12 protein-coding genes are annotated in these 12,409 nt (G+C 69.5%); 7 read left to right on the top strand and 5 right to left on the bottom strand.

Features of this window, described 5'->3' with window-relative positions:
- Positions 1-125: 125 nt before the first annotated feature.
- Positions 126-1,571 carry an aldehyde dehydrogenase gene (locus IEZ21_RS44845; RefSeq protein WP_189327568.1) on the bottom strand — a complete coding sequence of 482 codons (1,446 nt, stop codon included), beginning with the start codon at positions 1,569-1,571 and terminating at the stop codon, positions 126-128.
- Positions 1,572-1,936: 365 nt separating this feature from the next.
- Between IEZ21_RS44845 and IEZ21_RS44850 the strand changes: the two genes are divergently transcribed.
- From IEZ21_RS44850 to IEZ21_RS44875, 6 genes are all read left to right on the top strand, one after another.
- Positions 1,937-2,482, top strand: coding sequence for a 2Fe-2S iron-sulfur cluster-binding protein (locus IEZ21_RS44850; RefSeq protein WP_189327569.1), 546 nt, complete (start codon positions 1,937-1,939; stop codon positions 2,480-2,482).
- A gap of 95 nt (positions 2,483-2,577) precedes the next feature.
- Entirely contained in the window at positions 2,578-3,480 is a 903-nt protein-coding gene (locus tag IEZ21_RS44855; RefSeq protein WP_189327570.1) for a MarR family winged helix-turn-helix transcriptional regulator, read from the top strand.
- Between the two features lie 83 nt (positions 3,481-3,563).
- Complete coding sequence (locus tag IEZ21_RS44860; RefSeq protein ID WP_189327571.1) at positions 3,564-4,634, top strand: cupin domain-containing protein; 1,071 nt, start codon at positions 3,564-3,566, stop codon at positions 4,632-4,634.
- Positions 4,635-4,691: 57 nt separating this feature from the next.
- Positions 4,692-5,612, top strand: coding sequence for a fumarylacetoacetate hydrolase family protein (locus IEZ21_RS44865; RefSeq protein ID WP_189327572.1), 921 nt, complete (start codon positions 4,692-4,694; stop codon positions 5,610-5,612).
- A 76-nt stretch (positions 5,613-5,688) separates the two neighbouring features.
- A complete protein-coding gene (locus IEZ21_RS44870) occupies positions 5,689-6,873 on the top strand; it encodes an FAD-dependent monooxygenase (protein ID WP_189327573.1) in 1,185 nt (394 codons plus the stop codon).
- Between the two features lie 64 nt (positions 6,874-6,937).
- Positions 6,938-8,245 carry a PucR family transcriptional regulator gene (locus tag IEZ21_RS44875; RefSeq protein ID WP_189327574.1) on the top strand — a complete coding sequence of 436 codons (1,308 nt, stop codon included), beginning with the start codon at positions 6,938-6,940 and terminating at the stop codon, positions 8,243-8,245.
- Positions 8,246-8,759: 514 nt separating this feature from the next.
- On the opposite strand, the gene IEZ21_RS47140 is transcribed toward IEZ21_RS44875, so the two are convergent.
- Both IEZ21_RS47140 and IEZ21_RS44885 read right to left on the bottom strand, forming a co-directional pair.
- A complete protein-coding gene (locus IEZ21_RS47140; RefSeq protein ID WP_213089431.1) occupies positions 8,760-9,320 on the bottom strand; it encodes a hypothetical protein in 561 nt (186 codons plus the stop codon).
- Positions 9,317-9,883 (bottom strand): hypothetical protein, encoded by a 567-nt coding sequence (locus tag IEZ21_RS44885; RefSeq protein WP_189327575.1) that lies wholly within the window; start codon positions 9,881-9,883, stop codon positions 9,317-9,319. The genes IEZ21_RS47140 and IEZ21_RS44885 overlap by 4 nt, the downstream gene beginning before the upstream one ends.
- An 89-nt stretch (positions 9,884-9,972) precedes the next feature.
- On the opposite strand from IEZ21_RS44885, the gene IEZ21_RS44890 reads away from it, so the two are divergent.
- On the top strand, positions 9,973-10,839 hold the full coding sequence (locus tag IEZ21_RS44890) for a phosphotransferase family protein (protein WP_189327576.1): 867 nt from the start codon (positions 9,973-9,975) through the stop codon (positions 10,837-10,839).
- Positions 10,840-10,978: 139 nt separating this feature from the next.
- On the opposite strand, the gene IEZ21_RS44895 is transcribed toward IEZ21_RS44890, so the two are convergent.
- Both IEZ21_RS44895 and IEZ21_RS44900 read right to left on the bottom strand, forming a co-directional pair.
- Entirely contained in the window at positions 10,979-11,401 is a 423-nt protein-coding gene (locus IEZ21_RS44895) for a hypothetical protein (protein WP_189327577.1), read from the bottom strand.
- Entirely contained in the window at positions 11,398-12,228 is an 831-nt protein-coding gene (locus IEZ21_RS44900; RefSeq protein WP_189327578.1) for an IS5 family transposase, read from the bottom strand. Before IEZ21_RS44900 ends, IEZ21_RS44895 begins: the two co-directional genes overlap by 4 nt.
- Between the last annotated feature and the right edge of the window lie 181 nt (positions 12,229-12,409).

The raw sequence follows: 12,409 nt of genomic DNA on the forward strand, positions 1-12,409 counted from the left end.
GTGCCGCAGGCATCGGTTGCCGGGGCCAAGGTCTGGGCGGGCCCCTGTACGCGGCGTACAGGAGCGCGCGAAGGGGCTGCGTGCGAGGCGCCCGCTGGGCCTCGCACGGCGTTCGCCCGGGTCGGTCAGAGGTAGACGGTCTGGAGTTGCAGGTATCCGGCAAGCCCCTCGGGGCCGAACTCGCGGCCCATGCCGCTGGCCTTGATGCCGCCGAACGGTCCGGCGGGGTCGGGGAGGTAGTGGTTGACGCCGATGGTGCCGGTGTGGACGCGGCGGGCGACGGCCGCGCCACGCTCGGGGTCGGAGGTCCAGACGGTGCCACCGAGGCCGTAGTCGGAGTCGTTGGCGATGCTGACGGCGTGATCGACGTCGTCGTAGGCGATGACGGAGAGGACCGGGCCGAAGATCTCCTCGCGGGCGATGGTGGCGTTGTTGTCGACGTCGGCGAAGACGGTCGGCTGGACGAACCAGCCCTTGTCCCGGTCCGCGGGACGTCCGCCGCCGGTCGTGACGCGGCCGCCCTCGGCCTGGCCCTTGGCGATGTAGGACTCCACGCGGTCGCGGTGAAGCGCTGTGGCCATCGGGCCGATGCGGGTGGCCTCCGAGAGCGCGTCGCCGATCGTGAGGGACTCGACGAGCGCGGTGAAGGTGTCCACGACCTCGCTGTAGCGGCTGTGCGGGGCGAGGACGCGGGTGCCGAGGAAGCAGGTCTGGCCGTTGTTGAGGAGGGTGGCGGAGAACAGGTCCTGGCCGATCTTCGCCAGGTCCAGGTCTGCGTCGTCCAGGACGATCGCCGCGGACTTGCCGCCGAGCTCCAGGCTGACCGGCCGCAGCAGACGGCCGCAGGTCTCGGCGATGGCGCGCCCAGCGGCGGTGGAGCCGGTGAAGGCCACCTTGTCCACACCGGGGTGGGCGACCAAGTAGGCGCCGACCTCCCGGCCCGCGGGGACGATGTTGAGGACGCCGGCCGGCACCCCGGCCTCCTCCGCGGCCTCGGCCAGCAGGAAGGCGTCGAGCACGGTCTCCGGGGACGGTTTGAGGACGAGTGTGCAGCCGGTCGCCATCGCGGGCGCGATCTTGAGCATGGACAGTGTCTGCGGGAAGTTCCACGGGGCGATGGCCGCCACCACCCCGATTGGGTTCTTGCGGACTTCCACGGATCCGCCGAGCAACGCCGTGCGCGTCTCGCTCGTCTCCAGGCCGCGCGCCAGCTGTGCGTAGTAGCGCAGGATCGCGGCCGGGAAGTCGGCCTCCAACTGCCGTGAGACCACGACCGGCATGCCGTTTTGGCTGCTGACGCGCTCCACGAAGCCGTCTGCGCGCTGCTCCATCGCATGGGCCAGCCGCTCCATGACCTCGGCACGCCGGGCCGGCTCCCAACTGGCCCAGCCGCCGGGCTCGTCGAACGCATGGCGTGCGGCGGCCACGGCCGCGTCGATGTCCGCCTCGGCGCCCTCGGGCACGTGGCCCAGCGGTTCCTCGGTGCTGGCGTTGACCGGCACGATCGTGCGGTCCGTGCTGGGCGTGGCCCACGTCCCGCCGATGTAGAGAGTGTCGTAACGCAGGTCCATGATCTGTCTCTTTCGGTGTGAAGGGGTCCGCCCGTGCGGCCACAGTGCGGTGCGCAAAGACGCGGCGCCGTGGGCCCGTCGGGGAGGGGGAGCGCCAGGTGTACGGGGGCGTGAAGGCGATGTTTCCGGCGCACACCTGGAGAACCTCACGATGAGGCGGTGCGACAGCGAGGGAATTGGGCCCGTCGTCCAAAGATGGGATGCCTCGTTGTACGCCGGGTACAGAATTTCGCCGATCCGTTCCTCGCGTTGTTTCCAGGGGTTGACGCCCCTGTCGCTTCGACGACCAATAGTCGTAATGGCACGAACTTTCGTGTCACGGACTCGCGGCCGTGTCCCGACGACGCACGGCAAGGAGAAGCGCCATGTCCCTTACCGCGCCCTCACGGCCTCAGGCGGTCGCTTCATTCGCCGATCCCGGCTGGCCTGCCAACGGCTGGTACGCCGCCGCGCGGAGCGGGGAGCTGGGGTCGCAGCCCGTGGCCCGCACCGTGTGCGGCCACAACCTGGTGCTGTTCCGGCAGGCGAGCGGTACGGCCGCTGCTCTGGCGGATGCCTGCTGGCACAAACTCGGAGGCGGGCACGCGGCCGAGACCTTCACCGTCGAGGTCATGGAGACCGGCGAGCGCGTGAGCGTCGCCGCGGACACCTCCATGCTGGACGCTCTGCGGGAGGCGGGCGTCGAGATGATGTACGACTGTCGGCGCGGGGAGTGCGGACTGTGCTCGGTGCCCGTGGTCCGCTGCGACGGCGTGCTCGACCATCGGGACGTCTTCGTCAGCGAGCGCCAGAAGGCGGGCGGCGAGCGGATGTGCGTATGCGTGTCGCGGGTCATGGGCGGCAGCGTCACCATCGACACCGGTATGCGGCCCGACCCTGAACGCCGTACGGAACGGGCGACGGCACTGTGACGCGGCAGGCCACCCGGCTTTCTGCGCAGCCGGCCCGCTACTCTGCCGCGGACCGGGGCGTCGCGGGCGGCGAACACCGAAGGGAGCGGTGCGAGGTGGTACAGGGGTCGGCAGGCACGCTCCCGGACGAGGCGGTCTTCGCCGTGGGCAGCCTGTTGCGCACAGTCCAGCAGGTCCACGACAGGCTCTGGCAGGAGTTGGTGCCCGACGGGTTCACCTCGCCGCAGTTCGCCGTACTGCACCGGCTGCGGATGCGTCCGGGCATCGACCAGCGCACCCTGGGCGAGGCGCTGAGCCTGGACAAGGCCACCGTCGCGGAGCTGGTGGCCCGGATGGAACAGGCGGGCCTGGTCGCCCGCGAGCGCACCGTCGCCGATGCCCGCCGCAATGCCTTGCGGCTCACTGGCGAAGGACAAACCGCGTTCACGTATCTGGCCCCCTGGGTCGCCCAGGTACAGCTGCGGTTGACCACGGACCTGAGGCCCGAGGAGACCGGCCGGCTGCTGCATCTGCTGCGAACGGTCGCCGGTGTCGCTCCCGGCGCCTGGACCTCCACGGCGTCCGGCGCGGTGCTGGTCGGTCTGCCCGCCGACCCCGCGCACATCCCCGGCCACCTGATCCGGGCCGCTCAGCAGCGGCACACCCGCTACTGGGCAGATGCCGTGGGGATTCGGCTGACCTCGCCTCAGTACGGCGTGCTCTACCGGCTCGCCCGCGAACCGGGCATCGACCAGACGACCCTCGCCGAACAAGTGGCCCTGGCCAAAGCGCCGGCGGGCGAGATCGTCAAGCGTCTGATCGCCCGCGGTGAGGTACGGCGCGAGCCGGACCCGCATGACGGCCGTCGCAAGCTGCTCACCGTGACGGACGAAGGACTGCGAGTGCTGTACGAAGTGATGCCCGCTGTCCTGGACGTCCAGCGCAGGCTGACGCAGGACCTCACGGACGACGAGCGCGCCGAACTGCTCGCACTGCTCCACCGGATGAGCGCGGCATAGGCGCTCCGTGCGAGGAGCATGCGGCCACTCCAAGCATTTAGTAACCGCACGAACTAAGAATCGCCAGAAATGGAGATGCGGACATGGCAACACGTCGGTTCGAAGCACCCAATGACGCTGCTCTGGATGCCCTGTACGAGGACATCGCCCACAAGGATCTCCAGCCCTTGTGGGAATTGAGCGGGCTGCTCACCCCGGCCCCGAAGGTGAAGGCCGTGCCCCACCGCTGGCGTGGCAAGGAACTGCGTGAGCTCGGAGAGCGGGCCGGAGAGCTGGTGCCGGTCGACCGGGGTGGCGACCGCCGGGTGCTGTCGCTGAGCAACCCGGGCCTGGGCGGTGTCCCCTACGCCACCTCCACGCTGTGGGGCGCCGTGCAGTACCTCGGCCCCGGCGAGACCGCTCCCGCACACCGCCACACACCGGCCGCGCTGCGTTTCGTACTGGAGGGCGAGGGCGTGTGGACCCTCGTGGACGGCGACCCACTGCACATGTCCGCAGGGGACCTGGTCCTCACGCCGAGCTGGACCTGGCACGAGCACCACAACCCCGGTGACACGTCGATGACGTGGTTCGACGCGCTGGACCTGCCGCTCGTCGAGGCGCTGGACGCGGTGTTCTTCGAGCCGGGCCAGGGGCGTACGGTCCCGTCCGCGACCGCCGCGCGCTCCGCCTCCGAGCGCCGGTTCGGAGGCGGTCCGGGCCTGCTTCCCGGCGGTTCGACCGCGCCGGCCCCCGCACACTCCCCGCTGTTGCGCTACCAGTGGGCGGACACCGACCGTGCCCTCACCGACCAGCTGGCCGAAGCGGGTTCGAAGGCCGGGCGGACAGGTCACGCTCACGTCCGTTTCGCCGACCCCACCAACGGGCGGGACGTGATGCCCACCATGCGCTGCGAGATGCACCGCTACCTGCCCGGTCACACCGCCCCAGCCGAGCGGCGCACCGGCTCGGCGCTGGTCGCGGTCTTCCGCGGCACGGGCGCCGTCGAGCTGGACGGCGTCCCGCACGCCCTCGCCCCGGGCGACCTCATCGCCATCCCGTCCTGGACCTCCGTACGCGTCCTCGCCGACGAGCCCATGGACCTGTTCTCGGTCAGCGACGCCCCAGTTCTGGAGGCCCTGTCCCTGTTTCGGGCCGAGACCGACGCCGGCTGAGCCCGCCCCTTTCCCGACCTGTCACCGACGTCTCACCAACCCAGCCAGGAGATTCTCATGCGCATCGCCCGCTTCGACGATGACCGTATCGGCGTCGTCGTCCACGACCGCGTCCTCGACGTCACCGACCAGATCACCGCTCAGCTCGACGCGCTCCCGTACCGGGCCCCCTACAGCCTCACCCGCCGGCTGATCACCCACTTCACCGCCGTACGGCCGCTTGTGGAGCAGCTGGTAGCCGAGCTCGGCCCGGACGCGGGCCGCCCGTTGGAGGACGTGCGGCTGCTGGCCCCGGTGGCCGACCCGACGAAGATCGTCGCGGCGCCGGTCAACTACCGCGACCACCAGTCCGAGATGAACGAGGCCTTCCACATCAGCTCGCTCGGCTTCTTCCTCAAGTCGCCGTCCTCGATCCTCGACCCCGGCGGCACGGTCCGTCTGCCCTACATCGACCGGCGTTTCGACCACGAGGCCGAGTTCGCGCTCATTGTCGGCCGCCGCGCCAGCCACATCCCCCCGGAGCAGGCTCTGAACCATGTCTTTGGCTACACCGGCCTGATGGACATGACCATGCGCGGCGGCGAGGACCGCTCCACCCGTAAGTCCTTCGACACCTTCACCCCGATGGGGCCGTGGATCGTCACCCCGGACGAGCTCGGCTCGCCCGAGGACGTGGACCTGGAGCTGACCGTCAACGGTGAGCTCCGGCAGAAGGCCAACACCCGGGACCTGATCTGGTCCGCGGCGCGCTTCCTCGCGTACGCCTCCACCGTCACCGTGCTGGAACCCGGTGACGTGGTGACGACGGGCACCCCCGCCGGCGTCGCCCCGGTCGAGGACGGCGACAGCGTCGAGCTGACCGTGGACCGCATCGGGCGCCTGTCCGTGGAGGTGTCCGCCGAGGGTGCGGTGCCCTGCCCGACCGGAGGAGCCGGTCGTGGTCCTGTGCCGCCGCCCGCCCCCGAGCGCGGCAAGTGACCTGCGCCTTCTGAGACCCACGGCCTGTGCCGTCAGCGACGTACGGCCCATGCCGTCCAAGACCTACGGAGACACCATGACGACCCACACCGAGCGCACCGGGCTGCTCGTCATCGGGGGCGGCATCGGCGGGATGGCCACCGCGCTCGCCGCCGCCCGCGCCGGGCGGCCGGTCCGGCTGCTGGAACGCGCACCTGCCTTCACCGAGATCGGCGCCGGCCTCCAGGTCGGCCCCAACGCCATCCGGGTCCTGATGAACCTGGGCCTGTACGAGCGCATCGAGGAGGTCGCAGTCCTCCCCGGCCGCGGCGTCTTCATGGACGCCCTCACCGGGAAGTACCTGACCTCGCTCGATTTCGGTCCCGCCTTCCGGGAGCGCTACCAGGCGCCGTATGCGGTGATGCACCGCAGCGACCTGCTCGACATCCTGCTCGACGCCTGTCGGGCCAGCGACCGAATCGTCCTGGAGAACGGCAAGGAGGTCGTAGCGGTTCGGGAACTCGACGGCGACATCGTGCGTGTCGAGTGCGCGGACGGAAGCGCCTATGCAGCGGATGCGGTGATCGGCGCCGATGGCCTCAACTCCCGTGTGCGGAAGCTGATCGCCGACGACGAGCCGGTGTGTTCCGGGTACGCCGCCTACCGCGGCACCATGCCCGTGGGCGACCTCGGCGCGGGGATCGACGGTGACAGCGTGGTGCTGTGGATCGGGCCCGGCATGCACATGATCCAGTACCCGATCCGGCGCGGCGAGCTGTACAACACAGTCGCCGTCTTCCACAGCGACTCCTTTCAGCAGGGCAAGGACGACTGGGGCGGCCCCGAGGAACTGGACGCCCGCTTCGCCACCGCGTGCGACGACGTGCGCCGTGGCGTGGCGCTTGTCGACCGCAGCCGGCACTGGAAGACCTACGACCGCCAACCCCTCGACCGCTGGACCACCGGCCGGGTGGCCCTCCTCGGCGACGCGGCCCACCCCATGCTCCAGTACCTCGGGCAGGGCGCTTGCCAGGCCCTGGAGGACGCCGAAGCCCTCGGCCACGGGCTCGCCGAGCATGGTGACGACTTCACCAAGGGCTTCGCCGCGTACGAGCAGGGGCGGATACCTCGGGCCACCCGATGCCAGACCACGGCCCGCACCTGGGGCGAGATCTGGCACACCGACGGCGTCGGCAGGACGTTGCGCAACCACATCCTCACCAGCCGCGCCGCCGACGACTACACCCACACGGACTGGCTGTACCTCCCGGCCTCCATCTGATCCCCCTACGATGACCACACCAGGGCCGCAGCACGTCTGACCTGGGAAGAAGCGAGGGAATGCCGTGCGGAAGCCAGCTGCCGGGGACATCGCCGCCGCGATCGCGGCACTCAGTCCCGGGCCGCGCCCCAGGGCCGCATCGGCTCGTGCGGCCCTGGGCACGGACGCCCTGGAGGAGGCCACCCGTGTCCTGGGCCCGGGGCCCGTGGCCTGGGCCGTCGAATGGGGCGCCCGCGCTCTGGAAACGGTCGTCCTGAAGGAGTCGGAGCGTACCGACCTGCCAGTCCAGGCGATCCACCGCTCCTGCGAGGCCCTGCTGCTGGAGATCCTGGCCAGACTCTCCGGCCACGACTTCCAGCCTGATGTCACCGACACTTACCGGCAGATCGCGGCCTCCGCCGCCGAGCAGGCGGTTCCCTTCGACACGGTCGTCCGCAGCATGCGCGAATGCCAGCGGCTCTGGCTGGAGCAGCTGCTGGCCCGCATGGGGCCCACCCTGCCCGCCGAGGCCCTGGCCGCCGTACCGCTGACGGTCGCCGAGGTCATGGACAGCACCATCACCTTGGTGGTCGGGGACTACCTGGCCGAACGCGAGCGCCTCGCCGAGGGGAGGGCGGCCTGGCAGCGGGCCACCGTCCAGGCCATCCTCGACCGTCGTCCCCTCGACATCGACCGCGCCGAGCGGGACCTCGGCCTCACCCTCGGCCACCACCACACGGGCATCGTGCTGTGGCGGCCCGGTGGAGCCACCGGCCCACGGCTGAACCGCGTGGCCGCCCAGTTCGCCGACCGGCTGCCCGGCGCCACCCTGCTCACGGTCACCGCTGAGGGAGACCGGCTCTGGGCCTGGCTGAGCCGCGCCCTGCGCCCCGGAGACCGGGAGCGGAAGGCTCTGACCTCCGTACGGCCCGCGCTCGCAGGCACCCGCGCGGTCATCGGGCCGTCAGCACCCGGCGCCGACGGATTTCGGCGCACCCACCTGCAGGCGCTCGACACCGCACGCGTCGTCGAAGCCACGCCCACACCCGACGACGTCACAGACTGGCACACCGTCAGCCTGCCGGCCACGGTCTCCGCAGATCTGGAACGCGTCCGGTGGTACGTCCAGGAGACGCTCGGCCCCCTCGCCAAGGACGACCCGACCGCCGCCGAGCACCGGGCCACCCTCCTCAGCTATCTGGAAACCGGCCAGAGCCTGATCCGCACCGCCGAGGAGCAGCACGTGCACCGCAACACGATCGTCTACCGGATGCACCGCATCGAGGAGCTGCTGCCCGCTCCCCTCAGCGAACAGCGCCTGCAGATCCACCTCGCGCTCCGCCTCGCCGTCCAGTACGGCGCCAGGACGTGGCACCGCCCCCAGGCCGACTGACATCGAACAGCCCCTGCACCACACCGGGAACGACGAGGTGCCTGGCTGGCTGGGGTACAGGTCGTAGTGTCGTTTGGTGCGGATCCTCTGAAGTGGCGGTCGGGATCAAGCGGTGAGGCTGTAGTTCTGCTGGTCGGGGCTGGGGGAGGGGCCTGCTCCAGCCGCACAGCCAACTCCGCAGCCTCGACCTGGAGTCTTCCACCCGCTGTCGAGCCGCGGCCTCCCGCGCCTGGAGCTCTTCCGGCAACGACACCATCGCGCCCCACCTCCACCTCGCCACGGTAGAAGTACGACGGCACCGACCACACGTCAATCAGCGTCTTCCCAGCTCAGCTGCCCCTCGAAAGGATCCGCACCCATCCGAGAAGTATGCGGGCCCTGCGAGAAGAGCTTGTGTGTCTTGGTCCTGTCGCTGTTGGTGATCGCCAAGAGCCCGTCGGCGACGGCGGCGCCCGCTCAGTCGCACACCATCGACTATCTGCTATCCCACTCAAACTGGACGTCAAGCAGCTTCTCACCGATCTTGCGGCTGGTGCTGGACGGGCAGCACCCGAACGACACCGTCGCTGCCAGCGGACTGCCGTAGCTGCTGGTTCTCGATCTCCAGGACGTGTACCACCCGCACCAGCTGCTGGAAGTCGGTACGCAGCTGGTTGTGCTCGGCGCGCAGGCGGGAGAGCTTGTGCTGCAGTTCGTCGTTCTTCCGCTTCAGGTCGTCGACGACCTTGGGGCGGGCGTCCTGCATCCGGACCAGGGCGTAGAACAGGTCTTTCAACCCGGTGTGCTTGTGGGTGAGTTTGTTGCGCTTGAGGCCGGCTTCCTGGGCGAGTGACTTGATGGTCAACTGGCCGTCGGAGCGCAGCGGCGTCCCCACCAGGAGCCGGATCATCGCGTCGGTGATGGCTTCGATCTCGGCGGCATCGCCGGGCCGCGAGGGGCTTGCTGCGGCGGCGGCCATTGCGAGGACCCGGCCCACCGTCTCGGCGATACCGACGGAGGCTGGTGGCGCGGCCGCATCCGCGCTGTCGCTGTCCTGCCCGGTAGGGGCTGGTGCGTCGTCCTGGGCTGTCGTCATGTGCTGTCCTTGCTGGCGACCCGGCCTGGTGAGGCCACGTGCTCCTGAATGATCTTCTCTCTGTTGGCGCGGCACAGGTCGAGCCGGCGGCGCACCGGGTAGGGCAGGTGCGGGTCGGTGCAGTCGGCGTCGATCTGGGCGAGTTGCTCTCGCGCACGGTCGATGTGGGTGTCGGTGCGGGAGATGTTCGCGCACGCGGGGTTGCAGCGGTTCCAGTTCGGTGTCCGCATGGACGGCTTGGCGCTGGAGGCCAGGTCCGGGTCGCACAAAGCCTTGTAGGGGTCGAGATTGCAGGTCAGCAGAGCCTGCGGGTCTTCGAAGATCTGCAGCCGGGGGTTGTTGCGGAGGGCCTTCATCTGGCCCTTGGTGGCGAAACCGCCCCCGTAGCGGTCGGTGAACTCGTGCGCGGCGGCGATGTAGCGGTCGGCGGCCGGTCCGCTGATCTTCTGACCGGCGGTCAGCCGGTCGCTGGCCTCCGCCAACGAGTCCGCCAGGGCCAGGGTCTTCTCGAAGTCGAGGATCTCAGAGGGCGGTATGTGACGCGATGTCACTGTGGATGTCACCGGAACGTGTGCGGCCGCCGCGCAAGCCGATCCGTGCCTGACGCAGAAATCGAGGAGACTACCGGCGGCCGGTACGCCAGGATCTGGGAATGGAGATGTCCAACGTCACGCGTGCGAAGGCGGCTGCGACTGCGGTCGCCGTATCGCTCGGCCTGCCCGTCAGCGACGCAGTCGTGCTCCACAACTCGAACAAGCTGGCCCTGCGGCTGACGCCATGCGACGTCTTTGCCCGGGTCGCCCCTGTGGGACAAGAGGTTGCACAGTTCGAAGTCGAGCTCGCTCGGCGGCTCACCGAGATCGGAAGCCCGGTGTGTCCCCTGGAGCCCCGGGCGGACCCGGTCGTGTACACCCGCGATGGCTTCGCCGTGACGCTGTGGATCTACTACGAGCCCGTGACACCTCACCTCTCACCAGTCGACTACGCCCAGGCGCTGGAGCGGCTGCACGCCGGTATGCGCGAGGCCGAGGTGCCCAGCCAACGGTTCACCGGCCGCATCACGGAGGCAGAAGACGTCGTTGCCGACCCGGAACGTTCGCCGGAGCTCGCCGACACAGAACGCGTCTTCCTCAGCGGCAGACTCGCAAGCCTGCGCAAGGCGATCGAGGAGCGCGGCGCCGTGGAGCAACTGCTCCACGGCGAGCCGCATCCAGGCAATGTGCTCAGCACGGCAAACGGCCCGTTGTTCATCGACTTTGAGACGTGCTGCCGTGGACCTGTCGAGTTCGACCTCGCCCATGCTCCCGAGATGGTCTGCGGGCACTATCCGAACCTCGACCAAGGGCTGCTGGACGAGTGCCGCCAGCTCGTCCTCGCGATGGTCGCAGCCTGGCGTTGGGAGCTGGGCGACGAGTTTCCGAACGGGAGGCTCAACGGAGAAGCGTTCCTGCGCGCACTGCACGACGGACCTCCCTGGCCGACACTCGACACGATGAACAAGCGACTGGGCGCCCAGTAGAAATCACCTAAGGCCACTCGAAGGCGACAAGGAACCGAACGGCGAGGCTCCAAGATCCTTCAGAGGGCGGTATGAGAATTGATGCTCGATTCTTCGTTGCGTCTGTGGTGAGCGGGCGGGCCGCGGCGGTGGCGGACGGCTATGGCCGGGGCTGGGTGAACAAGCCCTGCTCGATCTCGACGAGGATCCCGCGGTCGGTCAGCCGCTTGAGCTTCAGGCGAATGTTGTTGACGTTGTTCGGCGCGATCGTCAGGTCCATCGCCTCGCAGACCTGCCGCGCCCGCAGCGGATGGTCAGCGGTGGCGAACACCGCCATGATCTGCTGGTAGGCCGGATGGTCCGGCAATTTCGGTGCCGGGGGCGCGGGCGGCTGCGGATCGGGCAGTTCCAGCAGTGTCTTGCGGGTGATCCGGATTTCCTCGGCGGCCCGGCCGAGTTCGCCGAGCTGTGTGGTCAGCTGCGTGATCTGTTCCCGCATCGTCTCGGCCTGCGCGGTGATCTCCCGTTCCCGCTCCTCCAGCCGCGCCAGCACCGCGCCGAGCGTCAGCTCTCCGCCGGTCATGCGGTGCGCCAGGCCGGCACGGTCGCCCCGGTCAGCCGGCGCAATATCACCGCGGTCATCGCCCAGTACACCCGCGACTCCGAACTGCGGGGCAGATGCTCGTAGTCGCGCACCAGCCTGCGGTGCAGCATCAAGATCCCATACGCGCGCTCCACCACCCACCGCTTGGCCTGGGGAACGAACCCGGTCTGCGCGGGATTACGCTCCACGACCTCCACCTCGATGCCCACCTTCTCCCCGTGCGCGACGACGGCGTTCTTGAAACCCTGGTCGACCAGGGCTTTCTCCACGGCGTCGGTGTCGGCGGCGACCTTGTCCAGCAGCGCGATCCCGACGGCGTTCTCGTGCGCCGACGCGGCCACAACGACCACCGCGATCACCAACCCCAGAACGTCAACGGCCAGGCCGCGCTTGCGGCCCGGTACTTTTTTTGCCGCATCACGCCCCGTCGACCCGGCGGGCACCCCGGCCGCCGCGTGCACGCTCTGGGTATCGAGCACCACCAGGCTCGGGTCCGCCTTCCGGCGCGCCATTTCCCGCACCTGCCAGCGCAGCAGGTCGTGAATGGTCTGATCGATGCCGTCGTCACGCCAGGTGTAGAAGTAGTACTTCACCGCGCCGGGCGGCGGAAAGTCGTGTGGGAGCAGCTCCCACTGGCAGCCGGTCCGGCCCTGGTAAAGCAGTGCGTTGACAATCTCCCGCATCTCGTACCGGCCCTGATGGCCGCTGACCGAGGGATGCGCGGCCTTCCACGCGGCGATCACCGGCTCGACCAGCGCCCACTGCTCGTCGCTCACGTCGGTCTTGTAGGGCTTGCGCTCACTCACGGCGACCAGCCCAACATGCCATGGCCCCCGACCGGCCAGGATGCCGCACCGCCACACGTTCAGGTGACGACAAAACTCCTATGCACTCCCATTCCGCCCTCTCAAAACGCAGTAATAGGGGCCGTCGGAAATCTACGTGTTGCTTCCGGGGCTTGGGCTCGTTGACGTGGTATGGGGCGTT

Origin of the sequence: Streptomyces flaveus, from assembly GCF_014647675.1 — a bacterium.
GTDB lineage: Bacteria > Actinomycetota > Actinomycetes > Streptomycetales > Streptomycetaceae > Streptomyces > Streptomyces flaveus.